The sequence below is a fragment of the Trichococcus collinsii genome, from assembly GCF_900107505.1.
GTDB lineage: Bacteria > Bacillota > Bacilli > Lactobacillales > Aerococcaceae > Trichococcus > Trichococcus collinsii.
The window spans coordinates 54,655-81,485 of the sequence record NZ_FNQH01000006.1 but is presented as its reverse complement, the minus strand read 5'-3'; the positions used below and the strand labels follow the sequence as shown (position 1 = coordinate 81,485).

The window sequence follows — 26,831 nt, the reverse complement described above, 5'->3', positions numbered from 1 at the left end:
AAATGCTGTGGGCGGAAATTCGATCTTGATCAAGCGGATTTCCTTGCAAATTTTCCGGATTAGTCATACAATGATAGCGATTACACCAATATCGAAAGGGCGGATTGTATGAGTCAAACAGTGTATACCAACTATTGGCAGAATCGCATCGGCAACATTCGGAAGGAACACGGCAGCTATAAAACTGAGGAAGAGGCGATTGCGGGGATTAAAGCCTGGTGGGAACTTCATAAGGAAAATCACAAGCATGTGCAGTATAACCGCACCAACAGCGGCGCTCTCGAAATCGTTTACGACGACAAAAATTATGTCTATCGGATAGAGAAACGAATAATTGAAGGCGCCTTGCCCAAACGAACGTACCGACTGAAGAAAGCTGGAGAAGTGGAATCGCTGCGTGGGAAATACAATCTGAACAAAGAATCGTTCCTGTTCGACGAATTACCTGAACCAATTCGCGATAGGCTCATCCTTGCGATGGCCGACATCAATAAAGCCCGAGCCCATGTCTATGACAGTGAAGGCAGACTCATCCGCGGACTCGAAGAAAAAGTCATTTTGAAAAGTAACGCTTCGTTCAAAAATAAAATCCCTAATCTGAATATATAGAAAAATAAAAACCAGTACAAACGCCAAAAAACGTTTGTGCTGGTTTTTTACATTCTTAAACGCTTATATAAACTTGATAATACTTACAAATGCTTATATAATTAAACCAAAGGTGGTGGCAAGATGTACCAAGAAGAGCGTATCCAGCAGATTCAACAGCTGTTGGAGGAGAGAAAAAGACTTTCCAAGAAAGAAATAATGGAAGCATTCGATATTTCGTCTGACACTGCTCGCCGTGATATCCTGGAATTCTTAAAAACCGGAAATGCTGTCCGTACGCATGGAGGCATTATGTTATCTGAAGACAGCTCCAAGATATTCAACTTTGGGGAGCGGGCAGGTATATTAAAACCCGAGAAGGAGCAGATGGCTGAGAGAGTTTTAGAAGAAATAGCAGAAGACAGCACATTATTTTTAGACGTGTCGACTACGTTATTGTTAACAGCGCAGAAATTAAACAAAAAGTGTACGGTTTATACCCATTCTCTGGACAATGCCTTTGCATTGGGAATGAATCCAAAAATAAAAGTTCATCTTTTGGGTGGAGAGTTCAATCATGAAGATCGGTTTTTCTTTTCGGTCCGGAGTTTGGAAGAAATCGATGCGATAAAATTTGACATCTGTTTTATCGGAGCAGCAAGTTTAGAGGAAGAGGGCATCTTTTTTAAAGAAGTTAACAATGCCTTGATCAAGCAAAAAGTGGTAAAACAATGTCGGCAAGTGGTACTGGTTGCTGAAAATCAGAAATTCAGTAAAGAAGCGCAGTATAAAGGCGCAAATTACCAGGATGTCGATTGCTTCATTACAGATAAAGTTCTGACATCAAAACAGCAGGCTTATTTCGGAGATCAAACCGAGATCATCTTTGAGGAGGAAACGCTATGACAAAAATTGAGTTGGTATTCAGCGATATAGATGGCACGTTGTTAAATTCGCAGCATGAAGTTACAGCTGAAGCAATCCAAATCATTCAGGACTTGGTGAAGCAAGGCACGAAAATCATTCTGGCATCCGCCAGACCGCCAGCAGCAATGGTTTCAATTGCCGATGAAGTCCGGTTGTCTTCACCACTGGTTTGCTTCAACGGAGCATTGATCACACAATATTCAGATGGGTCATTTATTGATCTGTATAGTCTGACTTTAGAGCGACTGGACGCATTACAACTCTATCAAGCAGTATCCACAAAGTTTCCGGAAATAAGCTTTAATATCTATTCCGGCGAGCGGTGGTACGTTGAACAAGAAGATGAGTGGGTCAAGCAGGAAGCGGCAATCACCAAAATGGATCCAGAATCCATCTCAATGGAAGATTTCCTGAACGAGCATTTTTCTGTTCACAAGATACTGTGCATGGGAAATCCGGATGACATTCGAAAGCTGGAGGAAGAGTTGGAAGGGTCAACACTATCAAATATTTCCTACTACCGATCAAAAGACACCTATCTGGAAATCGTTAATAATCAAGTATCAAAATTAGGAGCACTCGATTTTTTATGCGAAAAATATGGCGTTGAATTAAAAAATACTTTAGCAATCGGTGACAATTTCAATGATATGCCCATGATCATACACGCTGGTATAGGAGTCGCGATGGGTAATGCTCCTGACGAAGTAAAACAAGCAGCTGATTGTGTAACGGATACGAATGATGAGAATGGTTTTTATAAGGCATTGGCAAAGGGTTTAGGGTAAATGTAACGGATTCAGATAGGATATCAAAAGTTAAACGACATTTGGATTATTCTGAGAAGGAAGAAATATTGGAACAACCAGAATCATCAGTAATCCGTTGGGAGCTATACAAGTGAATAAGGTCAACCTATTTTATATGATTCCATAATTGATTAGTTGTAAGAATTGTAGCGAATTCATCGTTTAGGGTAGCTAACGATATATTATGTATAGTATCTGCATCATAATAGTTATCATTTTGATCCTTCAACCCAAAAGCTGCGGTTGCATCTGAAATCAGATATGTATCAAAACCTAAATTACCACTCATTCTTGTTGTAGTTGATACACAATGAGGTGTAGTTAAACCTGTTATTACAACTGTCGATATTCTATTTTCTTTTAAATACCCTTCTAAATTTGTACCAATAAAACTACTATTTACTTTTTTAGTGAAAATTACGTCTGCATCAGCAGGTTTGACAGTTTCTTTTATAGCAAACCCTTCATTCAACGGATAAAATACAGAATTGGGATTATCAGAAGTGTGTTGTATGTATATTATGGGCCAGTCTTTTTCTCGCCATAATTCTAGTATTTTTCTAATGTTTTCTTCTGCATTTAGATTATTTCTCTCTCCCCACTTTGTATCATCAAAGGCTTTTTGCACATCTATTATAATTAAAGCATTATTTTCTTTATCCAAGATAGTACCCCCTATTTTTTCGAATTTATTATTTACTGCATATTATATGCATATTTAATTTGGCATAGCTAGTATCTTCATTCAGGAAGATATGTTCCCTGCTCACAAAGAATACTGTTCATATACTCCCCGTAAATAGAAAATTTGAAATAGACATGATAGCCTATTAAGAAGGGAAGGATGAGGAACTTTATTCTTCCAATAGAAAATCAAACACATTTTTGTGTTGAATCCCATTTTGGGGCATATTCAGTCGAGCCATTGTAATCAACCATTTTGCATTGTAAACACATTCTGATTCAATTTTATTTTAGTATCTCATAAACATTTACATCGATCAATTGGATAAAATATTTGCATTCCTCCTCTGAGAAGAATAATCTGCTGACCATTCAAATCAAGTAGAATGCTTAAATTCACGTTGATAGACAACGGTATAAATATATCTAGCAAAGAAACTCGCTAAACTGTATGATTGTTGTAACATCACAATACAAGGAGGTGCTGGTATGGGAGACATTTCCGCCCCGATAATCTATGAACTGGATTACAGCAGTGAGGGTGTGAAGGATTTTGATTCAAAAGTCCAGGAACATGTAGGTAAGGATGCGAAGTACCTTTTGCATTATCCGACAGTCTACATCGTCAATGACGAGAATAAAGAGAAGCAATTCTCGGTTTATATCGGAGAAACGTCCGACATCAAGAAAAGGACTATACAGCATCTGACGGTCGATCCGAAATCGAGGACCGATTGGGAGAACCTGGCCATTTCGGAATCATCGAAGATGTATGTGATCGGGCATGATCATTTCAATAAGTCACTTACTTTAGATATCGAAAACAAGCTGATGCTGTACATGTCCAGCATTGAAAATGTTGATGCGGTCTATAACCGCCGGACCAACCAGCAGAATGATTATTTCACATCCCATGAGTTGGATAATATCTTCTCAAAGGTCTGGAGAGGGCTGCAAAAGAAAAATAAGGAGCTTTTTCCGGTTGAACAGATCATCAGGGATTCCGCTATTTTTAAGGCTTCTCCGTTCCATAAACTGACGGAGGAGCAGATCCGTACGAAGGATTTCATCACTCTGCGCATCATGGAGGCTTTGACGAGAAAGAAAACGGGACAGCTGATCCTTGTGACAGGTGAGGCGGGATCAGGTAAAACAGTCCTGATGAGCAGTCTGTTTTATGAATTGAACCAATTATCCAAGGATGATCCGGAGAATCTGATCTTCAAGAATACAAAGAATTTCCTCTTGGTGAACCACGAGCAGCAGCTGAAGGTCTATCAACAAATCGCGACCAAGTTGGGCATCTACAGCAAAAAGCAGCCGGACCTCGTTTCCAAACCGACCCCGTTCATCAATAATCACGGGCCGGAGGATAAGGTGGATGTCGTGATCGTTGACGAAGCGCATCTGCTTTGGACGCAGGGGAAACAGTCCTATCGAGGAAAGAACCAACTGCACGATTTGTTGGAACGCGCCAAGGTGGTTGTGGCGGTGTTCGACCAAAACCAGGTGCTTTCGACACAGCAGTATTGGGAATACGAGGAACTGATGAGCCTTCAGCATGAGGCACAGCTTAACGGCAATTTGATGTATCTGTCGAACCAGATGCGCATCAATTCCGATAAAGCAACGGTGAAGTGGATCCGTTCCCTTATCGATGAGCAAGAGGTTGGGAAAATCCCTGATGATTCAAAAAACTACGATATCCAGGTCTTCGACAGCCCGGAGGAATTGCATGCAGCCATCAAAGCAAAGGCACAGAGCCAGGATTCGGGCATTTCTAGGCTGACGGCCACATTCGATTGGGATTACGTCGACAAGCGCAAACCTGAAGGGGAGGACTATTGGTATGTCCGGGTAGGTGACTGGAAATTGCCGTGGAATCTCCAGTTGCCTGTTGATTCGAAAACACAGTCAATCAGAAACAAACACCTATCCTGGGCCGAACAGGCGCAGACGGTTGACGAAGTCGGCTCCACCTTCACAGTCCAAGGCTTCGACCTGAATTATGTGGGAGTCATCATCGGTCCATCCGTGAAATACAGGAACGGCAAAATCATCTTTGACCGTCAGGAGAGTAAAAACAAAAAAGCCACGCAAAAGAGAAGCCTGAAGGACGGCAGTAAGGAATATTTCTCCGATACGTTGCTGAAGAACGAACTGAACGTATTGCTGACCAGGGGTGTGAACGGTTTGTACCTCTATGCGGTGGATGAAGAACTGCAACAAGCTTTAATAGAAGCCAGAAAGGGATGACAAACATGAACACAATGGACAAAATCAATAAATTCCGGGATGACCGCGACTGGCGCCAATTCCATAACGAAAAGGACCTTGCTATCTCAATCTGCCTGGAGGCTGCGGAGCTGCTGGAGTTGTTCCAATGGAAAAATCCTGAGGAAACGACAGCGAACAACCTGGATCGGATCAAGGAGGAGCTCGCCGATGTGCTGATCTACTCCCACATGTTGGCCAGCAACCTGAATCTGGACATCGATGAGATCATCGAGGCGAAGCTGGAGATGAACAACATCAAGTATCCGGTGGACAAAAGCCGAGGGAACAAAGAGAAATATACGGAGTTGTCATAACACCCTGAATTTTAAAAAAGGAGTTTTATCATGGACAACTTAACCATCAAACAAGCAGCTGAAAGATCGAAAAAAATCCGGGAGCATTACCGCTCATTGGAAATGAAGCATCACGGCAGTGAATGGTCCGTTGAAGAGGATGCATTGGCATTTTTGACCGATGCGGGGCTTGTGGGGCGTTTGACGATGGCACAGCAAGGACGCTGGCCTGTTGGCGAGTCGAATGAAGCGGGTTTGGAGCACAAAATCGGCGAAAGCATCTGGTGGCTGATGGTGCTGGCGGACCGGATGGGCATCGACAGCGAGGAAGCACTGGATAATTTCTTAAGCACAACAGAGAAGCGCTTTGATCTCTAGGAGCAATCATTTGCTGGATGCATGAATATAAGAATAGGGATTCAAGACCAACGGGAGGGTATTCGATACTTCCCTCATCTCTAAACCAAAAACAGCAGCGAGGAAGCCACGACGATGGATTCCTCGCTGCTGTTTTTGGTGTGTTCTTTTTTTGATGCATGCAAGAATCGTTAAAAAGGGCGTTGCGGGAAAAAAAGAATTAGGTTATCATGTTATTTGTAAACCTGATAAAGATTATGGGTAACAATCGAAATGGTAAATACAGGAGGAGTTTAATAATGAAGACAAAAGTTTTGACTAGGGTAACAATGATGGTGGCTTTGATGATTGTGTCGGGGGTATTAACGATTCCCCTGCCGGGTTTACCGGTACCGATCGTCCTGCAAAATATGATGATGATGCTAGCGGGCGGGCTGCTTGGCAAGAAATATGGCCCTCTTGCAGTAAGTGTTTTTCTTCTGATGATAGCGGTAGGTTTTCCGGTCTTATCGGGCGGGCGGGGCGGTTTTGCAGTGTTCGCCAGCGCAAGCGGTGGGTTTTTGCTTGGGTACGTATTAGCCCCACTTGCGATCGGCTACCTGCTTGAGAAGAATTGGGAGAAACTTACTTTTGCCAAAGCTGTTCTCATTTTTATTATCGGAGGGACTTTGCTGATTGATTTCTGCGGCAGTTTTTCGATGGCGTATTACATGGGCAATTCTTGGTTAAACGGATTGAAGATGACGTTGGCCTTTGTTCCGCTAGATACGGTTAAAGCGATTTTAGCAGCTTGGATCACTATGCGCCTCAAGCGCTACAGTCTGATTTCCCTGAAGTTAGCGTAAATATATATAGGCAGGTGCGACGATGAAGCGTATAGATGATTGGCATGCAAAAAATGCTATGCAGACAGCAATAATTGATGGAGAAGAAGCGGTGACCTACCAGGAATTGGAGCAGCGCGTGCAAGAACGTGCAAATATTTTGGCAGGGATTTCTCAAAAAGTGATTCTTGCCCCGATGTCGAATGGCATTGATCAACTGATAAATTTTTTGGCATTGATCAGGGCAGACAAAGTGGCAGTGCCCGTTAATGCCGGTCTTTCTGACCAAGGGTTGCAGGACATATTGGCTCAGTTTGAGGATCCGCTGGTGTTGACGGATATTCATACGATTTCCGAAAAAGCTGCCGCTCCCATTGATTCTGCTGAATATGCGGCACCGAGCGATTTGGCTTTTATCGGCTTTACCTCAGGGACGACCGGACAGCCGAAGGGGTACCGCAGAACTCATCAGTCATGGGTCAAGAGTTTTGAGGGGACGAATGAATTGATCTGCCAGTCTTGCAATCAGAGCGCAACGGTTTTTGGCTCGATGCACTACTCGTTGAGTCTGTACACGCTGATGCAGACGTTGTATTTTGGACAGACCTTCATCTTGAATCAGCATTTTTCTACAAAGCGCCTGATTGACCTTGTCAGGCAAACGGAGTCGTTGACCTGTTATCTTGTGCCGACCATGATCCACGCGCTCATTTCCAAGCTGGAAGCTCAAAATGAAGTGTTACCAGAAAATTATACGATCATTTCATCAGGCGCTAAGCTGAATGTGGAAATCCGCAGGAAGCTGTACCGCTATTGCCCAAATGTGCAGTTATATGAATTCTATGGTTCATCGGAAACAAGCTACATCTCGATGGAAACCGTGCAGGGCATACCTTCCGATCATAGTGTCGGACAACTGTTTCCCGGCGTTGAGGTAGTCATTGATCAAGCAAATGCTGAAGGCGTTGGTGAAATACAGGTCCGCAGCCCTTTGAACTTTGCGGGTTACCACCGCAAAGGCGAAAATCACGTAGCCACAGTCGCGTGCGTTTCTACCGGTGATTTGGGCAAAGTGGAAGGGAATACGCTGGAATATTATGGCCGAAAGGATGATTGCATCAATCGGGGCGGCGAGAAATTCTATCCGCTGGAATTTGAGCGTCATCTGTTAAAGTTGGCGTCTGTTGCTGAAATCGTCGTGCTTGGCATCCCGGATGCACATTACAATGAAAAAATCGGAGCTGTTATTGTTTGGTCCGACCACAAACAGACGATGAGCATGGCCGAAATCGATACTTATTTATCGGCCCGAATGTCTAGACCTGCCAAGATTGATCACATTTTCGCTGTCGAAGAGATTCCGAAACAAAACAACGGAAAGATATCCAGGAAACAATTATTGCATGATTTAGTAAAGGAGCGCGAGCCAATTGTCATCTAAGGTTTATATTGTGGATGCTGCCCGTTTGGCCATCGGAAAGTATGGCGGGATGTACAGCGACGTTGGTCCGGAAGAGCTAGGCGGATACTTGATGAAAACAATGCTGGACAAGCATCCAAGCTTAAACGAACACGTTGATGAGGTCATTGTCGGGAATGTAATCGGTGGTGGTGGCAATGTTGCCAGACGCGTTGCCTTAAAAGCGGGTTTGCCTGTGGAAACGCCGGCGGTTACGGTAGACCGTCAATGCGCATCCGGTCTTGAATCCATCGCTATCGGACACATGAAAATAATGTCCGGCTTTGGCGAAGTCATGATTTGCGGTGGTGTGGAAAGCAGCAGCCGCGCACCATGGCAGATTGAGCGTCCGAAATCCCTGTACGGTATGCAATCGCCGCGCATATTAACACGCCAGCCCTTGTCTACTAGCGAATATGGCGATCCGGATATGGGCGAGGCCGCCGAGGAACTAGCTGGCAAGTATGGCATCACCCGCCAGCAGCAGGATGAATTCGCGCTTCAGAGTCAACTGAAGTATCAAGTATCCAAACAAGCTGGCGTGTTCTATTCGGAAATCACACCTTTTCAGATAAATGACGAGCTCCTGCTTAGTGAGGATGAATGCCCGAGAAGCCGGAGTAGTATGGAAAGTCTGAATCGGTTGAAGCCGGTCTTTAAGGCAAACGGCACCATAACGGCCGGTAATTGTTGTCCTGTCAATGATGGGGCAAGCTTCACGATTTTGGCATCAGAACGTGCTTGCCGGCTGTACCATTTAACGCCGATTGCGCAAGTGGTTGATGCAGTTGCGGTAGGGGTTGATCCCAATGACTTTGGGATAGGTCCCGTGCCCGCCGTCCAAAAGCTTTTGGCACGCCAAGGGATGACGCTTGAAGACATCGATGTGATTGAGCTTAACGAAGCTTTTGCAGTGCAGGCATTGGCTTGCATCAAGCTGGGCAACTTTCCAATTGATAAAATCAACCCTTCCGGTGGTGCGACAGCATTCGGGCATCCCTACGGGGCGACAGGGGCTATCCTGGTCACCAGGCTGCTGACCGAATTGAACAGGACTGAAAAGAATCGATTCGGCATCGTCACGATGTGCGTAGGCGGTGGCCAAGGTGCAGCCATGCTCATCAGAAAGGCAGGTCCGATTGATGTCGAAAAGTAAAATCATACAGTTTATCGAAGCGGATATCCGCGCGTACAATCAGCTCGTCGATCCAACTTTGGGCAGTAAAATAAGTCTCAGCTATCTGGCGACCTTATGGCAGGAATTTGACTTGCTTGAATTAGCCGATCAAACGCCGATATTGATGAAGCAAGCCTTCAGCTGTTGCCGCGAACTAAGCTTTCATCAAACGTATGCGATTTCATTGAGCCTTACCGATCAAACGCCTTTTAAACCCGGAAAAGCTTGTTGGACGTATACTTTGGCCATCAAGGAAGAAAATGCAGTGATTGCGGCATGCGCTACTACTTTGTTGGTGGAGGAACCCATATGACATCAGGAGCGAACAGCTTGCTTTTCTCTCTAGCGGAATTGCAGGCTTACAAAACAATTTCAAGGGACGCCAATCCGATTCATGACACAGGCTTGGTGTTTGGCATATTGATCATGGCCAAAGTTGAGGCGATTTTGTCAGCCCATTGGGATTACCAAGCTATCACCAAATATGACTACACGTTCCTGAAGCCTTTGTTTGTGGGCGAACGTGCCCAGGTGAAGTTTCTTCATGAAGGTGAATTTGAGGTTTGGCGGGAGAATGAATGCATCGGGAAGGGTGTTTGTATTGGCAGATAGAATCGTATTGATAACGGGCGGGACGAGAGGCATAGGCTTTGCCTTGGCAAAAGCTTTTCTGAGCGCGGGGGACCAGGTAATCATCACTTCGATGACTGCGGAAAGCATCGAACAAGCGGAGGCGGATTTGTTCCAATCCAAAAATCATCTTTGGGCGAAGCGCTGTGATGTCCGCGACCGCAAGGACTGCCAACAGTTGGTCCAGGACATTGTTGCGAAATTTGGCAGGATCGATATTTTGATCAACAACGCGGGTATTTGCTCAGACGGGCAATTTTACAAAATGAGCGAGGACAATTGGGATCAGGTTACGGATACCAACATCAACAGCTTGTACAACCTCACCCAACCGGTGGTGCAGCAGATGATGAAACAGCCAGAATCCGGTTTTATCTATTCCATGACTTCAACCGCAGGCATGTACGGCGTCTTTGGGCAAACGAATTACAGCGCCAGCAAAGCTGCTGTGATCGGATTTACCTATGCTTTGGCGGAAGAAGTCAAACGCTTCAACATTCAGGTGAATGCCATTTCGCCGGCCGCAAAGACAGACATGACGATTCCGGCCATCAAGCGGGTTGAGGAAGCTTGTGCCAGAAATGGAGAGCCATTCCCTGATTATTGGCGGATTGGTTCGAGCGAGCAGGTTGCGACTCGGGTAATCCAATTGATCGATTCGCCAAAGACGCCCACGGGAACTGTATTCGGAATCAATGGGGAGCAAGTTTGGAACTATCATCGGCCGGAAAGGTCCGAATATGTCATTTGAAGCAAGAGGGAACAATGAGGAACCGGAGCAGGAGCGCATTTCGGTTCTCTTGGCAGTGGCAGCAAGGGATCAGGGAATGATACAAAAACGGAGGATAATGAACAATGACAAAAGTGGCGCAACTATTAGGCATTGAATATCCCATTCTGCAAGGGGCAATGGCAAAAATCTCAACACATAAACTTGTCGGCCCCGTTTCGGAAGCAGGGGGCTTAGGCATCATTGGTTCGTGCGGCATGTCCGCTGAACAGCTCCGCGAAGAAATACGCTTGACGCGCGCATTCACAAACAAACCGTTCGGAGTAAATCTGATGCTGCAGATGCCAAACTGTGATGAACTTGTGCAAGTCATCATCGAAGAAGGGGTCGCGGTTGTAACGACGGGAGCCGGTTCCCCAAAGAAATACATGCCGTTTTTCAAAGAAGCGGGCATTAAGGTGATCCCCGTCATCGCCTCGGTCAAACATGCCATAAAAATGGAAGCGGCAGGGGCAGATGCAGTCATTGCCGAAGGACAGGAAGCCGGCGGGCATATCGGGCAGACTGCATCTCTATCCCTGTTGCCCCAGGTTGTCGATGCCGTCGCCATTCCCGTTTTGGGGGCGGGCGGAGTCGGGGATGGCCGATCGGTAGTTGCGATGTATGCCTTAGGTGCGCAAGGCATACAAGTCGGGACCTTATTCCTGTCCGCGGAAGAATGCCCGATTTCGGACAGTTATAAACAATTTCTGCTTGACGCAAATGACACAGCGACCATCGTGACCGGCCGCAAAGCCAAAGAACCGGTGCGTTCACTCCGCAATCCGATGCTGGAGAAATATGCTGCCTTGGAAGAAGCCAACGCACCCCATGAAGAGTTGCAGAAACTGACGGTCGGGTCATTGGCGCGCGCAGTCTATGATGGGGATATCGAAACGGGTTCCTGCATGGCTGGCGAAATCGCGGGGATGATCGAAAACATCCGTCCCGCCAAACAAATCATCGAAGAGCTGTTCGCGGAGGCTGAGGCTGTTTTGGCAAAACTGAGAATCAAATATTGAAATAAGAAGACGATAACGAAAATTAGAGCTGAAAGCCTCCCATCAGAGGTTTTCAGCTCTATTTCATTTGGAACAATAAAATTCCTGATTTGTATGATTTTTTGGTAAGATAATAACCAGAAGACTTCTCTCACCTGTTATGCTGAGTGGAAATGTTTTGGAGGCTAAATCATATGTACAATCATCAATTGGACACATTCATTAAAGTTGCCGATTCAGGCAGCTTCAATAAAGCATCAGAAGAGCTGTATGTATCGCCGAATGCTGTCATGAAACAAATCAATCTTCTGGAAAACAGTCTGGGATTTGATTTGTTTATCAGAACGCATCGGGGCGTCCAATTGACCCCGGCAGGCGAATCCTTGTACCGTGATGCAAAATATCTCATCCAGTATGCAAAAGATTCAATCTCCAGGGCTGAAAAAATGCTGGCTGAACCCAAACACGTACTGAGGATCGGGACATCATTGACAACGCCTGTCCAATTTTTGGTCAGTCTGCGGCCCCAGATCCGCCAACACAATCCGAATCTGAAATTTGAACTGGTCTCATTCGAAAACACCCCGGAGAATGCGCGGGAAATCATGAATCATTTCGGCAGGAACATCGATGTGGTCGCCGGCATATACAGCGATAACCTATTGAGCGAGCGGCGTTGTTCGGCATTGAAATTGTATGATACACCCCTATGTGCGGCGGTCCCGCTCCATCATCGCTTGGCATCAAATGATGAAATAGCGATCGAGGACCTGTTCGATGAAAAGGTCATGCTCATCAAACGCGGCTACATGAGTGCATTTGATGAAGTCAGGAAGGATCTAACGGAAAATTATCCGAGGATTCAGATTGAAGATTTTTCATTTTTTGATGTGAATGTCTTCAATACATGTGAAAATGACAATGCGGTTCTGATCGGAGTGAAGGAATGGGGAAATGTCCATCCTTTGCTGAAAATCATTCCGATCACCTGGAAGCATACAATTCAGATGGGGATCCTGCATTCGAACACGCCATCCGATGATGTGAAAGAATTCCTGAAAATCATCAGTCAGATATACGCGGTCCAGTCCTAAGTTTTGGGTTACAACTCGTGAGCCAAGAGAGACTTCTAAAGAGTCTCTTTTTTACTATACTTAAGTTGTAATAGAACGAAGGGGGAAACGGAAATGAAAACAAGGGTATTGGGACAAGGTTTGGAAGTATCGTCAATCGGGCTTGGCTGCATGGGGATGGACCATGCCTACGGTGCGCCGGCCGACAGGGAAGAAATGATCAAGCTGATCAGACGCGCAGTAGAATTAGGCTGCAATTTCTTTGATACCGCGGTTGTCTACGGTGAAGCGAATGAAGTGCTGTTAGGCAAAGCTTTAGAAATCTACAACCGCGAAGACGTTATCATCGCCACGAAGTTCGGCATCTACGGGCAGAAAATGGTTGATGGCAAACCTGAGAATCAACTGAACAGCAAGCCGGATTCCATCAGGGAACAATTGGAAGGATCTTTGAACCGATTGGGTGTTGATTACATTGATCTGTATTACCAGCACCGCGTGGACCCGGAGGTTGAACCGGAAGTGGTTGCCGGGGTGATGAAGGAATTAATGGCTGAAGGGAAGATCAAACATTGGGGCTTATCAAATGCGCCTTTGGATTATCTGAGAAGAGCGCACTCTGTCTGCCCGGTAACCTGTATCGAAAATCAATATTCCATGGTGTTCAGAGAACCCGAAGATGAAATCTTTAAAGTATGCGAAGAACTGGGTATCGGCTTTGTCGCGTATTCACCACTCGGTAATGGCTTCTTGAGCGGAAAATACGATGCGAATACGGTGTATCCGGAAGGGGACTTCCGCAACAAAATGGGCAGATTCAGCCCTGAAGTGATGCAAAAAAATCAATCGTTGTTGGATTTGTTAAAAGAAATCGCTGACAACAAGAACGCAACGAGCGCTCAAATCGTTTTGGCTTGGGAGCTGGCCCAGAAACCATGGATTGTCCCGATTCCTGGTACAACGAAAATGCACCGTTTGGAAGAAAATTTAGGTGGGACAGCTATCGAGTTGAGCCCAGAGGAATTGAGGGATATCAATACAGCCTTGGATGCCCTGGATGTTGATGAAACACATTTCTGATTAATTGGGCGAAAAACCCGGCATTTTAATGCCGAGATGAAAGCCTTTTTTTGGTTCATATTTTTTTTTGGTGCTTACATATGGTGGAGGTATAATGTAGTCAGAGGTGATAACATGACTGACAAAAATCGTTTCACGCATGGTCGGACTTCTGTCTTTCGTTTGGACTACCATATCATTTGGCGAACCAAATACCGCAATCCGGTCCTGTTCGGAAAAGTCGATTCTGACCTCAAACAGATTCTGTCGGAAATAGCGAGCGAATATGGATTTGAAATCAAACACATGGAAATTGGTCTCGATGACCATGTTAACTTGCTGGTGTCTGCGCCGCCGAAATTGTCCGTTACAAACATCGTCCGTTGGCTGAAAGGGATCAGCGCAAGAAAACTGTTCCAGTTGCACCCAGAACTGAAAAATTCTTACTGGCTGGCCGAAGGCAATCGGCATCTTTGGGCGCCGAGTTATTTTGTTGAAAGTATCGGCACAAGCAACGAACAGGCAATAGCCAAGTATATTGACGACCAGCGGATAAAGGAGGCGAAAGACAATGAAACTTAAAGGCATCAAAGTGAAGTTGCTGCCGAATCAGGCCCAAAAGGACCAGATCGACATCAATATCCAACTTCGTCGGTTCATCAAAAATAAGATGCTGGATATGCAACAAGCACGCTACAAAAACGGCGGTCAATACGTCAACAAATTCGGCATGAACTACCTCGTCAAAGTGTTGAAACTCGAATTTCCGTTCCTGAAACAGGCCGAAAGCACGTGTCTGGAATATGCCTGCGCCGATTTGGATCAGGCGTATCAGCGCTTCTTCACTGGCCAAAACAAACATCCGAACTTCGAAAGCCGTAAACGTCCGCACAACAGTTACAAATCCAAGTGCATCAACCAAAACATCCAAGTCGAGGATAACCATTACATCAAGCTGCCGAAACTCGGTTTGGTCAGGGCCTACGGCCTTGAACGGATCCGCGGTCAAATCAAGAACGCTGTTATCCGCAAGGAGCCGACCGGCGCCTATTCCGCGACGATCCAAGTGGAACACGAACCCGTTCTGTTGCCGAAAACCAACAAACAAGTCGGCATCGACCTAGGCATCACCCATTTGGCGATCCAGTCCGACGGATTCAAGCTGGAAAACAAGAACTTTGAACGTTCCCTGGCTAAAAAACGCAGCAGCTGGGAACGTAAGTTGGCGCGCCGGCGCACGAAGGCTTTGGTCAAAATCAAGGAAGCCGAGGCGGCCGGCGTCGAACTGGATCTTTCGGAATTCAAAAACGTCCAAAAAGCCAAACAGATGGTGGCCAAACTCAATCGCAAAATTGCTAATCAACGCGAATACTACCTGCAGAAGTGCACGACCGATTTGGTGCGGCACTTTGACCTGATCGTCCTGGAGGATCTGAAGACCAAAAATCTTCTGCAAAACCACCATCTTTCCCGTTCCATCGCGGACGCAGCCTGGGCGAAAATCAAGTCCATGCTGGCGTACAAATGCGACTGGTACGGCAAGGAATTGGTGCTGGTCAACCCTGCCTATACGAGCCAGGTCTGTTCGCATTGCGGCGAGAACACCGGCAAAAAGCCGTTGCGGATCCGCACGTTCGCTTGCCCGCATTGTCACACCAAAAACATCGATCGGGACGTGAATGCGGCCATTAACCTCCTCAACAAAGCGTTGGCCGAACGTTAAACGGCAAGAGTGTGGGACACGCTTTGGTCCATAGGAATAACCTCTGGCCGGTTGGCTTCCAATCGGTTAAGTCCGTTCCGTTCCCAGAAGCTCAGGCACTTGAGTGCCGAGCAGTCCCCGATTAAAGTCTACCGTATTTCCGGATTATGATAGATTGTACTTCAAGAAATGAAGCCTACATTTAAAACCCCACCCAAAAACGAGCCGCTAAACAATGCGCGTGCCAGTTTCGGGTGGGGTTTTCCTTTCCTTGGGGATTCTTGCCCTCTGGTGTATGATTAGGATAGAGAGAAAGTACGCATCTATCCGCAAGATTTGCTTGCCCTATGATGAGTAACTAAAAAGGTGGGATTATCATGAAAAAATTGTTCAGGAAAAAGACGTTTACCGGCGAAACAGGAAATCTGGAAAAAGAGGAGTTACCGAAAGTACCGGAAGTACAAGTTGAAACAGAACTTCCAGCCAGTGATCTGAAGCAAGAAGAAAAAGAATTTGAATCCTTCTTCTCTGAAGTGTTAAAAAAATTACCGCAAAAGACATCAACCCGAGTCCTAAACGCTTATGACAAGTCAAAAGAGCAGGCTGAAAAAATTCTCGACAAAAGCAAAAATCAATTTGACGGTATCTTCGACGAGTTTTTGGAAGGTGTTGATGAAGAACAACGCAAAAAATGTCATAAGACTGTTCATGCCGCGTCTTTGACAGCAGCCATAATCGGCTGTTCGCCAATCCCTTTTTCAGATGCTTTCTTGCTGGTTCCGGTCCAATTAACAATGATGTCTCGTCTGCACAAGCTATTTGGTCAATCATGGTCCGAAAGCCTTGGAAAAAGCCTATCCAGGGAATTGATCGTTGTTGGTTTAGGCAGAGGCGCAGTCGGCAATATCCTGAAATTGGTTCCTGCGGTAGGCACTGTTGCAGGTGCCGCTATCAACGGTGTCGTTGCCAGCACCATCACAGAATCTCTAGGTTGGGTGACAGTCAAAATGTTGAATGACGGCGAAGATATTTTCGATCAAGCCATGTCCTTCAAGGGCCAGTTCAATACGTTGTTCAAAACACTTCAGAACTCCAGCAAACCCTCAAATAAAAAATGAATTTGATGACAGATAAATTCTCTAGGGACAAAGTTGCAGTTGCTTTGTCTCTTTTTTAATTCACTGTATTATTGAGTTGCCATTAATTGATGAAGCATTTGGGAAGACAGTGATATAATAACTTTCATATCACTATTGAAGGGGAGTTGCACATGTATGATTTAGTAAATGATTTCCATATTGCGGTCCCGACCGCATTTCACGAAAACGAGGATTTGAATACGGAGGCGTCGCTGCAGCATGTCATGCATCTGTACGAGCAGGGTGTGAAATCCGTCCTGGTATGCGGCTCAACCGGGGAGCAGCACAGTCTGTCGTTGCCAGAGAAACTGCAACTGCTGGAAAGCATTGATGAGGCCAGTTTCCTGCCGGATGACTTGGAAATCCTCTTTGGAGTCGCCAGCATCAGGCAAAAGGAAGCACTGCAACTTGCTGTAAAAGTCAACGCGAGCCCGAAAATCACCGGAGTGCTGTTGGGTTTTCCGCCCTATATCTTGCCTTCCCAAAAGGAAGCGAGGCTATATGTGGAAGCCATCGCCAAAGTCATCGATAAGCCCATCATCCTCTACAACAATCCGCGGCGGACTGGATTCAACCTGGAACTGGATACTTTTGCTGAATTAATCAAGCTGCCGAACATCATTGGCATCAAGGAGGCAGGGGACAGTGGGCGTATCCCCAAATTGATTTCCGCTGCGGACAAAAAGATTTACGTCTACGCCGGCGGGGAAATCGATTTGGACAAAAAAGTAGCGTTGGGCGCAACACGCTTGTCCTCGATGGCGGGCAATCTTTATCCTACCGAGGTCGAAGCGTATTTTACGGATTTGTTGCACGGACGCTTGGACGAAGAAAAAAAAGCTGGAATCGAAGAGACAATTCACAGCATTTTTGCGCAGAACCCAATCATTTATCTCAAAAATGAAATCACAAAGCAAACTCAGATCGATATGGGCATTGCACGTTCGCCGCTGGGTAACCAGTAACAGTTCAGCTACAGGTAAAAGAGATGAACTCCGGTCAGGGGCGCTTCGCCGGAGGGAATAGGCATTCAAATTCCGGTATCTCCGATGAGAGACCTTTCGCAGGAGTATAGTAACGACATAAGGGCGCCATCTCCGTCAAGCAGCCCTTCACCGGAGATGGCGAAGAATGGACAGTCTTCCGATTGTTGGATTCCTAAAAAGGCAACTCCCTTGCCGGTTCTGCCATAAAAAAGTAGTATATTGTATATATAGATTTTATTGCGAAAATTATCATGTGAAGTGAGGAGATCCGTTTATGTCTACACCTGAATTAAGAGCACAAATCATCGAAGCCTTCCAAAACCGTTATGCGACCAAATCCTTCGATCCAACGAAAAAAATTGCCGAGGAAGATTGGAAAACGATTATTGAATCGGCCCGTTTATCGCCGAGTTCCTTCGGATATGAACCATGGAAGTTCTTGTTGATAAACAATCAGGCAATCAAGGATGACTTGAAGGGGATCGCTGCGGGAGCGGTAAACAGTCTCAACGGTGCCAGCCATTTCGTCATCGCGTTGGCCCGAAAAAATGTGACGATCGAAAGCGATCATGTCCGGCATATCGTCGAGGATGTGCTCGGCGCGGACTTTGCGATTGACTCACCGCGCAGCCAGTATTTCGACAATTTCCAAAAGAACAACCAGCAATTGACGGACGAACGCACTTTGTACGATTGGGCCTCCAAGCAGACCTACATCGCAATGGCCAATATGATGACTACCGCCGCATTACTGGGGATCGACAGCTGCCCGATTGAAGGCTTCAACAAAGCCAATGTTGAGAAATACCTGTCGGAAAAAGGGCTGGTCGACCTGGATGCGTTCGGCGTGTCCTATATGTTGGGTCTGGGTTACCGTAATGAACCAATCACGCCGAAGAAAAGACAGTCCTTGGATGAGATTCTTGAAGTAATCGACTGAATATTTCAAGGGGATAACGGTTCCTGAATGAACGGTGAATCGCCTCAAAGTGCACAAGAAAAACAACGAATACAGCAGGAAGACAATCCTATAAGGTATAGGCTGTCTTCCTGCTTTTTTGCAGTATATAGACTGAAAAGCTACATTTGGAACAATATTGGCTGAGCAGTATTCTTGACTCAGAGTACAAATCACGGTATAAAGTAAGTACATCTCATCAGTCAACTGCCTTGTGGTTGCCCAGCGGCTATCGGCCCATTACATAAGTTTTGTTAACAAGGAGGAACCTATATGAAAAAATACTTTAATATGAACGATATGACTTTACAAGAATGCGAACATTTCAAAGTTGAAATGGAAATGAAGAAAAACTATTACGGAGCATTTGTCAGCAATGTGCTGACGGACGAAATGACCGAAAAAATGGATACTATCTGTGGCTCTGAATCGAACCAATAGTTACTGGTCAGCGAAGCGTTCTGCAGCTGATCAAACAATTGCCGACTCGCGACTAGCCCAAGCGACCAATTGGCACTGATGAGATGCAGAAAAAATTGAGTGATTTCCTGTAGAGGAGCACTCACGTATTTAAAATACTTAATTGAAAACAGCTGGAGACGTCATCGACGTTTTCTGGCTGTTTTTTGGTGCAGCTTGGCATAAGGGTTGGCCTCGGTTGATGGAAAGGGAACATTGACAGGTTTTGTTCAGCATGATAATCTTTAATGTGTTTACAGGTGTCAAGACAATAAGGGCGTGAGGCCGTGGAGGTTATGGTATTGAGGGAGAAGATGAACGCGAAAATGGGCGACGCGGAATTAGTCGCGGGGATACAGAGGTTGAAGCAGGAGAAGGATATCGTTGTTCTGGCACATTTCTACGTTCAGGACGAAATTCAGGATGTGGCAGACTACATTGGCGATAGCTACCAGTTGGCGAAATTAGCGAAGACTACGCCGCAGCAGACAATCTGTTTCTGCGGGGTAAACTTCATGGGGGAGAGCGCGAAGATTTTGAGTCCGGGCAAGCGGGTCATCATGCCGGATATCAAAGCCGGTTGTCCGATGGCTGATATGATCACGACCGATGAAATTGAGCGTGTCAAGGCCCAGTACGATGATTTGGCGGTTGTCGCGTATGTGAATACGACAGCGGAAACCAAGGCACACAGCGATGTTTGTGTGACGTCGTCCAATTGCCTGGAGATCGTGCGCAGCCTGCCGCAGAAAAACATCTATTTTATTCCGGATATCAATCTTGGATCGTACATTAAGAGCCAGGTGCCGGAGAAAAACGTCATTCTGCACGACGGGTTTTGCTGCGTGCACCACAAAATCCGCGTCCCGGCTGTCCAGGAGATGATCGAAGCCAATCCGGATTACAAGGTACTGGTGCATCCAGAGGCGCAGGCGGAAGTTGTTGCGCTCGGTGATGTAGTCGGCAGCACAAAGGTGTTGTTGGATGAGGTGAAGAAGAATGATGCGCCTGGATACATCGTTTGTACCGAAGTGGGCATCTTGCATCAGATGCAGAAGGCGGCTCCGGGTAAAGAGTTCCTAGTGCCGACACGTACCCAGACATGCCGCAGCATGAAACGCAATACATTACAGAAATTGTATGATGCGATGGACACGATGACACCGGAAGTCAAGATGGATGAAGAATTGATGCAGCAGGCGCTCCGCCCATTGGAAAAGATGATGGAACTTTCATTGAACTTAGTTAGATGAGAAAATGAATACTGAAATGAAAACAGCCGGAGACGTCATTTGACGTGTATCCGGCTGTTTTTCGATAGTTTCCCTTTAGATTTAGTTCTTTCCATCGGTATCCTCCTGCATGATATCCGAACTTGTCTTCCGCTTGTCGGCTATTTTGCCGATGCGGATTATATGGGCCAGGTTTTCCTCGTATTTTTCGGCAAATACGATCGAATACAAGACGTCCAGCAGGTAGATGATGGAAAGGTTGACCGTGAAGTTGCCGATCTTTGAATATAGTTTCTCGCGCGTTGTGATCGGCAGGTAGCAGTCCACCGCACGTGAAAGATAGTTGTCACCGATGCTCGTGATTCCGATCGTGGGGATGCCTTCAGCTTTCAATATATTCGCGATTTGCTTCATCGGGTTGCTTTCGCCGGTATAGGAAATCAAGATGGCGCAGGTGCCTTCGGGACAGGTATAGGCTGTGTAGACGTCTTCGCCTTTAATGGTGGAGACAGCGGTGTGATGCTTGATCCGGTTCATCTTCAAGGCAAAGTCCTGCGGGATGAGCATATTGGCGTTGGTGGCGAAGATTTGGATATGTTTAGCCCTCAGTAGCATCTGTTTCGCTTGTTGCAGCGAGTCGTGGTGGATGAGGGAGAGCGTATCCTCAATTGTAGATTGTCCGAGCGAGGCCATCTTATTGCTGATTGTCATGATTGAGTCGTTTGCTTCGAACGGCAGATTGGCATCGATGTTTACGAAGTTGCGTGTCAGATAGTCGTGTTCTTCTTGGTAGGCTTTTTTGCATTCCACCCATCCGTCGAAGCCCAATTTTTTGGCGATGCGGATCAGAGTAGAAGGCTGTGTATAGGTTTCGGCTGCGATATCCTGCATTGTCTTTTCATCCAGCACTTCCGGATAGTGCAACAGGTAATCCACGACTTCTTTTTCAGCCGGAGAAAACTTGATGGTTTCCATTTTTTCGCGTATCAACATATGTGGCGCATCTCCTTTTCTCAAGTCCAGCGATCCATATCAGGCTCGAATCGCGTTTCTTCTATTTACAAGAATTATAATTTAATGTAAATGGTATGTAAACGATATTATGCTCAAAAAAGGCTAAAAAGCGAAAAGAATTTGAATTATCAGGCGGATTTTGCACGAATTTTGTAAAAAGGATTTTAAGTGAACCAAGAACCCTTGTTATCGATATTTACATGATAGATAATAACCTTGTAAACGAAACGAGGAGGAATATACAAATGACAAAAGGCGTTAAAATTGTAACAATCGGCGGAGGAAGCAGCTATACACCTGAATTAATGGAAGGTTTCATCAAGCGTTATGATGAATTGCCTATCCGCGAAATCTGGTTAGTGGATATCGAAGCAGGGAGAGAAAAATTAGAAATCGTGGGCACAATGGCACAACGTATGTGGGATGCATCCCCATACGACGTGAAAATCCATATGACTCTGGACCGTAGAGAAGCGTTGAAAGATGCAGACTTCGTAACGACACAATTCCGTGTAGGTTTACTGAATGCCCGCGTCAAAGATGAGCGTATTCCTTTCTCTTATGGCATGCTGGGCCAAGAAACTAACGGTGCTGGTGGTATGTTCAAAGCATTCCGTACGATTCCTATCATTTTGCAAATCGTTGAAGACATGAAAGAATTGTGCCCGAATGCATGGTTGGTCAACTTCACGAATCCAAGCGGCATGGTAACAGAAGCAGTTGTCCGCTATGGTAAATGGGACAGAGTAATGGGCTTATGTAATGTACCGGTTATGGCAACCATGACTGAACCAAAAGCATTAGGCGTTGAAAAAGAAGACTTGATCTACAAATTTGCTGGCTTGAATCACTTCCACTGGCATAAAGTCGCTGACGACAAAGGCAACGACATCACTCATAAAGTGATTGACGCTATGTTCGACAAAGATGCTGGCTTACCGAAAAATATCCATGACATTCCGTTCTACAGAGACCAACTGGAACAAATGGGCATGATTCCATGCGGCTACCACCGTTACTACTACCGTGAAGAAGAAATGCTGACACACGGCCTGGAAGAGTACAATGGCATAGGCACGCGTGCACAACAAGTTAAAGAGACAGAAGCTGAATTGTTTGAATTATACAAAGATCCTAACTTGGATCACAAACCGGAGCAATTGCAAAAACGTGGGGGAGCTTATTACTCAGACGCTGCTTGCGAAACAATCGCTGCCATCTATGGCAACAAAGACACGCAAATCGTTGTATCGACTAAAAACAATGGCGCTGTTCCTGACCTGCCAGCTGACTGCGTGGTCGAAGTTACAGCTTACGTCGGCGCACAAGGCGCTCGTAACGTGGCTTTCGGTGAATTGCCGACTGCTGAAAGAGGCTGGTTGCAAGTGATGAAAGCTATGGAATTGTTGACTATCGAAGCTGCTGTAACAGGCGACTACGGTACGGCATTGCAAGCCTTCACAATCAACCCATTGATCCGTTCAGGCGACACTGCTATCAAAATCATGAACGAATTGTTCATCGCACACAAAAAACACTTGCCGCAATTCGCTGAAACAATCGCACGCTTGGAAGCTGAAGGCGTGACTGTTCAAGACGAAATCGCAAAAGACTTAGACTAATTCAACAAGAAAACCCTGTCATTCACTTTTTTTCAAAAAACCATTTGACATTTGCTTGGAAAATGAGTATATTCTGAGAAACAACATAAAAAGTGATGATAAGAAGTAGTAAGTTATTGAGCTGACCAGAAAGGTGCCGGTCGATGCAAGGCACACATGCGAGATAGCCGAATTCATCTTTGAACTTCGCACTGAATCAAGTAGGCTGCGACGGGTGATAGCGTTCGTTATTTCGCTAGGGTATTATAATGTACCTATCGAGGTAGACTTGCGCGAGTAGTCTATGAACAAAGGTGGTAACACGAGTCTATACAGGCTTCGTCCTTTCCAATGAAAATTGGAATGGACGAGGCTTTTTTTTGTTGAAGAGAAAATGGAGGGATTAATATGAGTTTCAAAGCATTGAGTGAAAAAATCGATTTCGAATTGGTCAAAGAATTATCCAAGCTGACGCCTGAGCAAACAGCGATGAAGGCAGCCCGCGACCAAGAATTGCACGACATCATCGAAGGCAAAGACGATCGCATCCTTTTGGTCATCGGACCTTGTTCCGCCCATGATGAAGAAGCGGTAATGGAATACGTGCGTCGTTTGGCGAAATTGCAGGAACAAGTCAAAGACAAAGTATTCATGGTTCCCCGTATCTACACAAACAAACCGCGTACGACCGGTGACGGCTACAAAGGCTTGTTGCATAAACAAGATCCAACCGGCAAGAGCAACCTGATTCAAGGTATCGCTGCTGTGCGTAGCCTGCACAATCGCGTCATCACGGAAACCGGCTTGACGACGGCTGACGAAATGCTGTACCCGGAAAACCTGGATTTTGTTGATGATCTTGTCAGCTACCATGCAATCGGCGCGCGTTCCGTAGAAGACCAACAGCACCGTTTCGTTGCCAGCGGAATCGATCACCCAGCTGGGATGAAGAACCCGACAAGCGGCAACCTGAAAGTGTTGTTCAATTCCGTGTACGCTGCTCAACAAGTACAAAAATTCATCCATAACGGCGTTGAAGTGCAGTCCAGCTCAAACCCGTTGGCCCACGTTGTCCTGCGCGGTGGAACGAACGAGTACGGCGATAACATCCCGAACTACCACTACGAAGACCTTGTCAAAGTCGTGAAAGCCTACGGTGAAGGGGATTACAAAAATCCGTTCATCATGATTGACACGAACCACGACAACTCAGGTAAAAAACATATGGAGCAAATCCGTATCGTTAAAGAAACGATGTTCAACCGTTCTTGGAACGATGACATCAAGAAATTGGCGCGCGGCTTCATGATCGAGAGCTTCCTTGAAGGCGGACGTCAAGAAGACGACGGAACAGTCTTCGGCCAATCCATCACCGACCCATGCCTAGGCTGGGAAGATACAGAAGAATTGGTTAAATACATCGCAGAAAACGCATAAGAGCAACACAAAGTGGCCAGGATTTCTCCTGGCCTTTTTGTGTTGCTGTATGATGCGAGGCGCAGGGGTGCGTGTAGAGAATTACAGGAACAAGAAGCGTTCGTACTAAGTGCTGGAAACTGCTTCTTGGGCTAAATACACTTCTTAAACAATAATTTTATTTTCAATATAGTTAACCGATTCTTTAATTCGATGAAGACCTTCAAATAATCTTTCGTGAGAAGTTGCAATATTCAGACGCATAAACATTTTTCCCTCTTCACCATAGTCACACCCTGCATTTAGAGCTACCTTTCCTTTATTCACTAGCAGATGCATCAATTGATTGTCATCAAGTCCCAAATCTGAAAAATCCAACCAAGCTAAATAGGTCCCTTCAGGTTTTTTAAATTTCACGTTAGGAACTTCATTTTTAATAAATTCCTCGATAAAATCAAATTGTTCCTCAAAATGCTGAATCAGTTGTTGTAGCCATACTTCTCCCTCATTTAAGGCAACTTCTGTTGCAGTCAAACCAATTGAATTCATTTCCAAATGTAAATTAGGGCCACTATTTCTTGCTTGAGAGAGAACAAATCGTTCCCGTAATGACTGATTAGGGATAAACGCATAAGAGCATTTCAATCCTGCCAAATTAAATGTTTTTGTTGGTGCAGTTAAAGCAATGGTAAACGCGTCTGAACCATCCAGTGCCAACATACTAGTGAATTTGTTAGGTTTAAAAACGATGTCTTGGTGTATTTCATCGCTAATGAGGATAACCTCGTACTTTTTACATAAATCTACGACCTTTTTAAGTTCGGCGTGTTTCCAAACACGGCCTCCAGGATTGTGAGGGTTACAGAAAATATACATTTTTACTTGTCGGGTCTTCATTTTAGCCTCAACGTCGTTGAAGTCGATGCTGTATGCTCCATCATTGCTGATTAATTTACTTGTTACTAACTCTCTATTATTGAGCAAGACCGCGTTTGCGAATGGAGAATACACTGGATCATGAATTAAGATAGCATCTTCTTCCCGGGAAAAAGCTTGAATCGCAGTGCAAATAGAGGAAACTACTGCTGGCGAGAATACGATAGATGATTTAGTCAATTGATAATTATGTTGAGTGGACTGCCAATTTATAATTGCCTGCATGAGGGAATCCGATGGCGTTTTGTACCCAAAGATCCCATTAGAGACCTCATTTTCTATAGCATCAATAATTTTTTGCGATGTGGTAAAGTCCATATCAGCAATCCAAAGTGGCAATAAATCTTTACTCCCAAATACTGTTTCCACCATATCCCATTTAACACTACCTGTATCTATTCTGTTAACTGATTGATTAAAATCCATTATATATCCTCTCTCCTTAGGTGAATTACTTTTATATCATCTACCATATATGTAATAATATAGGTGTATCAAAAAGAAATCCAATAGACACAAGAATCGTTAAAATAAACTTTTTTAAATTAAAAGTATTCTGGATACACTGAAAACGATTTCATTATCAGGGGATTGAGAATCTACTCATCTTTTCACCTAATTTCATCAAAAAGAATATTTATAATACTTTTTCATATAACCACATTATAAAATACAAACTTTGGGAGGATGAAATATGTCAGAAATATCGTCAGAATTGGGAAGAACCATCAGACACTTTCGGAAAAGCAAAGGAATAACGTTGGAAGAGTTAGGTGAGCAGATAAATAGAAGTAAATCTACGATGCAAAAGTATGAAGCAGGAAAAATTGTAATTGATATTGAAACTTTTTATGAAATTGCTTATGCCCTAAAGGTACATCCTGAACAACTTTTGTATAGCAAATCCAACCTGTTAATGGAAACAAACTCTTCCAATCCAAAAACGTTATTTAAGGAGTCAACGACTTTATATTCATATATGTATGATGGACGAATTAATAAGTTGCTTCGTTCTCTGTTTATAATCTCTAACCACCCGGAACATGGAAGGTTTCCAACTGCTTTCTATATGAATATACCAACATTTGATAAATACATGTTTGCTGAGAATACTTACTTTGGTTATTCTCAGCATCACGATACTTTCACATCAATGTTCCTTACACACAGTTCAACTGAAGTCGAGAACGTATCGATAACCATTTTGTCCACATTTCAAGAAACAACGGAACGTTTGGGAATGATGAGTGGAATCTCGTTTCGTCCCTTCATGCCAGTGTCATTTAAGATGCTTTTTTCTAAAACTCCTCTTAAAGAGGATGAAGAGCTTATTAAACGTTTAAAAATTAATCAAAATGATATACGTATGATGAAATTATTTAATATGTTTAATATTATGTGATTTTAGGCATAAAAAGGGAATATAAAAAAATAGAAAAGTTAATTCCACTTTTAGGAGAT

General features: G+C 44.8%; 28 protein-coding genes and 1 other annotated feature. Of the genes, 25 read left to right on the top strand and 3 right to left on the bottom strand.

What is annotated here, in order from left to right; genetic code table 11:
* The first annotated feature begins 108 nt into the window (after positions 1 to 108).
* The 3 genes from BLV66_RS12645 (at position 109) to BLV66_RS12635 (ending at position 2,303) form a co-directional block, all read left to right on the top strand.
* Positions 109 to 609, top strand: coding sequence for a hypothetical protein (locus BLV66_RS12645; protein ID WP_086986405.1), 501 nt, complete (start codon positions 109 to 111; stop codon positions 607 to 609).
* Positions 610 to 732: 123 nt separating this feature from the next.
* The gene (locus BLV66_RS12640) at positions 733 to 1,494 is read left to right on the top strand and encodes a DeoR/GlpR family DNA-binding transcription regulator (RefSeq protein WP_086986406.1); all 762 of its coding nucleotides are present in this window, start codon (positions 733 to 735) and stop codon (positions 1,492 to 1,494) included.
* Positions 1,491 to 2,303 carry a Cof-type HAD-IIB family hydrolase gene (locus tag BLV66_RS12635; protein ID WP_086986407.1) on the top strand — a complete coding sequence of 271 codons (813 nt, stop codon included), beginning with the start codon at positions 1,491 to 1,493 and terminating at the stop codon, positions 2,301 to 2,303. The genes BLV66_RS12640 and BLV66_RS12635 overlap by 4 nt, the downstream gene beginning before the upstream one ends.
* Before the next feature lie 127 nt (positions 2,304 to 2,430).
* On the opposite strand, the gene BLV66_RS12630 is transcribed toward BLV66_RS12635, so the two are convergent.
* Positions 2,431 to 2,988, bottom strand: coding sequence for a cysteine hydrolase family protein (locus BLV66_RS12630; RefSeq protein ID WP_086986408.1), 558 nt, complete (start codon positions 2,986 to 2,988; stop codon positions 2,431 to 2,433).
* A 509-nt stretch (positions 2,989 to 3,497) separates the two neighbouring features.
* Here BLV66_RS12630 and BLV66_RS12625 point away from each other — a divergent pair.
* The 19 genes from BLV66_RS12625 (at position 3,498) to nadA (ending at position 20,424) form a co-directional block, all read left to right on the top strand.
* The gene (locus BLV66_RS12625; protein WP_086986409.1) at positions 3,498 to 5,264 is read left to right on the top strand and encodes a DUF2075 domain-containing protein; all 1,767 of its coding nucleotides are present in this window, start codon (positions 3,498 to 3,500) and stop codon (positions 5,262 to 5,264) included.
* Positions 5,265 to 5,269: 5 nt separating this feature from the next.
* A complete protein-coding gene (locus BLV66_RS12620) occupies positions 5,270 to 5,599 on the top strand; it encodes a nucleotide pyrophosphohydrolase (RefSeq protein ID WP_086986936.1) in 330 nt (109 codons plus the stop codon).
* A 30-nt stretch (positions 5,600 to 5,629) separates the two neighbouring features.
* Complete coding sequence (locus tag BLV66_RS12615) at positions 5,630 to 5,956, top strand: nucleoside triphosphate pyrophosphohydrolase family protein (protein ID WP_086986410.1); 327 nt, start codon at positions 5,630 to 5,632, stop codon at positions 5,954 to 5,956.
* A gap of 278 nt (positions 5,957 to 6,234) precedes the next feature.
* Positions 6,235 to 6,780, top strand: a complete 546-nt coding sequence (locus tag BLV66_RS12610) for a biotin transporter BioY (protein WP_176974265.1) — start codon at positions 6,235 to 6,237, stop codon at positions 6,778 to 6,780.
* A 22-nt stretch (positions 6,781 to 6,802) separates the two neighbouring features.
* A complete protein-coding gene (locus BLV66_RS12605) occupies positions 6,803 to 8,200 on the top strand; it encodes a class I adenylate-forming enzyme family protein (protein WP_086986412.1) in 1,398 nt (465 codons plus the stop codon).
* Complete coding sequence (locus BLV66_RS12600) at positions 8,190 to 9,374, top strand: thiolase family protein (protein ID WP_218131852.1); 1,185 nt, start codon at positions 8,190 to 8,192, stop codon at positions 9,372 to 9,374. The genes BLV66_RS12605 and BLV66_RS12600 overlap by 11 nt, the downstream gene beginning before the upstream one ends.
* The gene (locus BLV66_RS12595; protein WP_086986413.1) at positions 9,361 to 9,708 is read left to right on the top strand and encodes a hypothetical protein; all 348 of its coding nucleotides are present in this window, start codon (positions 9,361 to 9,363) and stop codon (positions 9,706 to 9,708) included. Before BLV66_RS12600 ends, BLV66_RS12595 begins: the two co-directional genes overlap by 14 nt.
* Entirely contained in the window at positions 9,705 to 10,007 is a 303-nt protein-coding gene (locus BLV66_RS12590) for a hotdog family protein (RefSeq protein WP_086986414.1), read from the top strand. The genes BLV66_RS12595 and BLV66_RS12590 overlap by 4 nt, the downstream gene beginning before the upstream one ends.
* On the top strand, positions 9,997 to 10,776 hold the full coding sequence (locus BLV66_RS12585) for an SDR family NAD(P)-dependent oxidoreductase (protein ID WP_176974264.1): 780 nt from the start codon (positions 9,997 to 9,999) through the stop codon (positions 10,774 to 10,776). The genes BLV66_RS12590 and BLV66_RS12585 overlap by 11 nt, the downstream gene beginning before the upstream one ends.
* Before the next feature lie 104 nt (positions 10,777 to 10,880).
* Complete coding sequence (locus BLV66_RS12580) at positions 10,881 to 11,816, top strand: nitronate monooxygenase (RefSeq protein ID WP_086986416.1); 936 nt, start codon at positions 10,881 to 10,883, stop codon at positions 11,814 to 11,816.
* A gap of 173 nt (positions 11,817 to 11,989) precedes the next feature.
* Positions 11,990 to 12,889: a LysR family transcriptional regulator gene (locus tag BLV66_RS12575; protein WP_093114570.1), complete on the top strand. Its 900-nt coding sequence runs from the start codon at positions 11,990 to 11,992 to the stop codon at positions 12,887 to 12,889.
* A gap of 93 nt (positions 12,890 to 12,982) precedes the next feature.
* On the top strand, positions 12,983 to 13,948 hold the full coding sequence (locus BLV66_RS12570; protein ID WP_086986418.1) for an aldo/keto reductase: 966 nt from the start codon (positions 12,983 to 12,985) through the stop codon (positions 13,946 to 13,948).
* A 114-nt stretch (positions 13,949 to 14,062) separates the two neighbouring features.
* Complete coding sequence (tnpA, locus tag BLV66_RS12565; RefSeq protein WP_086986419.1) at positions 14,063 to 14,509, top strand: IS200/IS605 family transposase; 447 nt, start codon at positions 14,063 to 14,065, stop codon at positions 14,507 to 14,509.
* Entirely contained in the window at positions 14,499 to 15,650 is a 1,152-nt protein-coding gene (locus BLV66_RS12560) for an RNA-guided endonuclease InsQ/TnpB family protein (protein ID WP_086986420.1), read from the top strand. The genes tnpA and BLV66_RS12560 overlap by 11 nt, the downstream gene beginning before the upstream one ends.
* 356 nt (positions 15,651 to 16,006) lie before the next feature.
* Positions 16,007 to 16,747, top strand: coding sequence for a YcjF family protein (locus BLV66_RS12555; protein ID WP_086986421.1), 741 nt, complete (start codon positions 16,007 to 16,009; stop codon positions 16,745 to 16,747).
* 152 nt (positions 16,748 to 16,899) lie between these two features.
* Positions 16,900 to 17,733 carry a dihydrodipicolinate synthase family protein gene (locus tag BLV66_RS12550; protein ID WP_086986422.1) on the top strand — a complete coding sequence of 278 codons (834 nt, stop codon included), beginning with the start codon at positions 16,900 to 16,902 and terminating at the stop codon, positions 17,731 to 17,733.
* Between the two features lie 295 nt (positions 17,734 to 18,028).
* Positions 18,029 to 18,694 carry an NAD(P)H-dependent oxidoreductase gene (locus BLV66_RS12545; protein ID WP_086986423.1) on the top strand — a complete coding sequence of 222 codons (666 nt, stop codon included), beginning with the start codon at positions 18,029 to 18,031 and terminating at the stop codon, positions 18,692 to 18,694.
* Between the two features lie 291 nt (positions 18,695 to 18,985).
* Positions 18,986 to 19,153 (top strand): hypothetical protein, encoded by a 168-nt coding sequence (locus tag BLV66_RS15615; protein ID WP_176974263.1) that lies wholly within the window; start codon positions 18,986 to 18,988, stop codon positions 19,151 to 19,153.
* A 320-nt stretch (positions 19,154 to 19,473) separates the two neighbouring features.
* Positions 19,474 to 20,424, top strand: a complete 951-nt coding sequence (gene nadA, locus BLV66_RS12540) for a quinolinate synthase NadA (protein ID WP_245826692.1) — start codon at positions 19,474 to 19,476, stop codon at positions 20,422 to 20,424.
* An 81-nt stretch (positions 20,425 to 20,505) separates the two neighbouring features.
* Here nadA and BLV66_RS12535 read toward each other — a convergent pair whose 3' ends face one another.
* Positions 20,506 to 21,396 (bottom strand): MurR/RpiR family transcriptional regulator, encoded by an 891-nt coding sequence (locus BLV66_RS12535; RefSeq protein ID WP_086986424.1) that lies wholly within the window; start codon positions 21,394 to 21,396, stop codon positions 20,506 to 20,508.
* Positions 21,397 to 21,662: 266 nt separating this feature from the next.
* Here BLV66_RS12535 and BLV66_RS12530 point away from each other — a divergent pair, with 266 nt between their 5' ends.
* Positions 21,663 to 23,039 carry a 6-phospho-beta-glucosidase gene (locus tag BLV66_RS12530; protein WP_086986425.1) on the top strand — a complete coding sequence of 459 codons (1,377 nt, stop codon included), beginning with the start codon at positions 21,663 to 21,665 and terminating at the stop codon, positions 23,037 to 23,039.
* Positions 23,040 to 23,125: 86 nt separating this feature from the next.
* Positions 23,126 to 23,368: a binding site (T-box leader), on the top strand.
* Between the two features lie 58 nt (positions 23,369 to 23,426).
* Positions 23,427 to 24,455: a 3-deoxy-7-phosphoheptulonate synthase gene (locus BLV66_RS12525; RefSeq protein WP_086986426.1), complete on the top strand. Its 1,029-nt coding sequence runs from the start codon at positions 23,427 to 23,429 to the stop codon at positions 24,453 to 24,455.
* Between the two features lie 144 nt (positions 24,456 to 24,599).
* Here the strand turns inward: BLV66_RS12525 and BLV66_RS12520 are convergent, their stop codons facing one another.
* Positions 24,600 to 25,796, bottom strand: a complete 1,197-nt coding sequence (locus BLV66_RS12520) for a MalY/PatB family protein (protein ID WP_086986427.1) — start codon at positions 25,794 to 25,796, stop codon at positions 24,600 to 24,602.
* A gap of 268 nt (positions 25,797 to 26,064) precedes the next feature.
* Here BLV66_RS12520 and BLV66_RS12515 point away from each other — a divergent pair, with 268 nt between their 5' ends.
* Positions 26,065 to 26,772, top strand: a complete 708-nt coding sequence (locus BLV66_RS12515) for a helix-turn-helix domain-containing protein (protein WP_086986428.1) — start codon at positions 26,065 to 26,067, stop codon at positions 26,770 to 26,772.
* The last annotated feature ends 59 nt before the right edge of the window (positions 26,773 to 26,831 follow it).

Excerpts from the sequence above, each read along its gene's own strand:
- BLV66_RS12645 (WP_086986405.1), top strand. The coding sequence starts at position 109 with ATGAGTCAAACAGTGTATACCAACTATTGGCAGAATCGCATCGGCAAC.
- BLV66_RS12640 (WP_086986406.1), top strand. The coding sequence starts at position 733 with ATGTACCAAGAAGAGCGTATCCAGCAGATTCAACAGCTGTTGGAGGAG.
- BLV66_RS12635 (WP_086986407.1), top strand. The coding sequence starts at position 1,491 with ATGACAAAAATTGAGTTGGTATTCAGCGATATAGATGGCACGTTGTTA.
- BLV66_RS12625 (WP_086986409.1), top strand. The coding sequence starts at position 3,498 with ATGGGAGACATTTCCGCCCCGATAATCTATGAACTGGATTACAGCAGT.
- BLV66_RS12620 (WP_086986936.1), top strand. The coding sequence starts at position 5,270 with ATGAACACAATGGACAAAATCAATAAATTCCGGGATGACCGCGACTGG.
- BLV66_RS12615 (WP_086986410.1), top strand. The coding sequence starts at position 5,630 with ATGGACAACTTAACCATCAAACAAGCAGCTGAAAGATCGAAAAAAATC.
- BLV66_RS12610 (WP_176974265.1), top strand. The coding sequence starts at position 6,235 with ATGAAGACAAAAGTTTTGACTAGGGTAACAATGATGGTGGCTTTGATG.
- BLV66_RS12605 (WP_086986412.1), top strand. The coding sequence starts at position 6,803 with ATGAAGCGTATAGATGATTGGCATGCAAAAAATGCTATGCAGACAGCA.
- BLV66_RS12595 (WP_086986413.1), top strand. The coding sequence starts at position 9,361 with ATGTCGAAAAGTAAAATCATACAGTTTATCGAAGCGGATATCCGCGCG.
- BLV66_RS12590 (WP_086986414.1), top strand. The coding sequence starts at position 9,705 with ATGACATCAGGAGCGAACAGCTTGCTTTTCTCTCTAGCGGAATTGCAG.
- BLV66_RS12580 (WP_086986416.1), top strand. The coding sequence starts at position 10,881 with ATGACAAAAGTGGCGCAACTATTAGGCATTGAATATCCCATTCTGCAA.
- BLV66_RS12575 (WP_093114570.1), top strand. The coding sequence starts at position 11,990 with ATGTACAATCATCAATTGGACACATTCATTAAAGTTGCCGATTCAGGC.
- BLV66_RS12570 (WP_086986418.1), top strand. The coding sequence starts at position 12,983 with ATGAAAACAAGGGTATTGGGACAAGGTTTGGAAGTATCGTCAATCGGG.
- tnpA (WP_086986419.1), top strand. The coding sequence starts at position 14,063 with ATGACTGACAAAAATCGTTTCACGCATGGTCGGACTTCTGTCTTTCGT.
- BLV66_RS12560 (WP_086986420.1), top strand. The coding sequence starts at position 14,499 with ATGAAACTTAAAGGCATCAAAGTGAAGTTGCTGCCGAATCAGGCCCAA.
- BLV66_RS12555 (WP_086986421.1), top strand. The coding sequence starts at position 16,007 with ATGAAAAAATTGTTCAGGAAAAAGACGTTTACCGGCGAAACAGGAAAT.
- BLV66_RS12550 (WP_086986422.1), top strand. The coding sequence starts at position 16,900 with ATGTATGATTTAGTAAATGATTTCCATATTGCGGTCCCGACCGCATTT.
- BLV66_RS12545 (WP_086986423.1), top strand. The coding sequence starts at position 18,029 with ATGTCTACACCTGAATTAAGAGCACAAATCATCGAAGCCTTCCAAAAC.
- BLV66_RS15615 (WP_176974263.1), top strand. The coding sequence starts at position 18,986 with ATGAAAAAATACTTTAATATGAACGATATGACTTTACAAGAATGCGAA.
- BLV66_RS12535 (WP_086986424.1), bottom strand. The coding sequence starts at position 21,396 with ATGTTGATACGCGAAAAAATGGAAACCATCAAGTTTTCTCCGGCTGAA.
- BLV66_RS12530 (WP_086986425.1), top strand. The coding sequence starts at position 21,663 with ATGACAAAAGGCGTTAAAATTGTAACAATCGGCGGAGGAAGCAGCTAT.
- BLV66_RS12525 (WP_086986426.1), top strand. The coding sequence starts at position 23,427 with ATGAGTTTCAAAGCATTGAGTGAAAAAATCGATTTCGAATTGGTCAAA.
- BLV66_RS12520 (WP_086986427.1), bottom strand. The coding sequence starts at position 25,796 with ATGGATTTTAATCAATCAGTTAACAGAATAGATACAGGTAGTGTTAAA.
- BLV66_RS12515 (WP_086986428.1), top strand. The coding sequence starts at position 26,065 with ATGTCAGAAATATCGTCAGAATTGGGAAGAACCATCAGACACTTTCGG.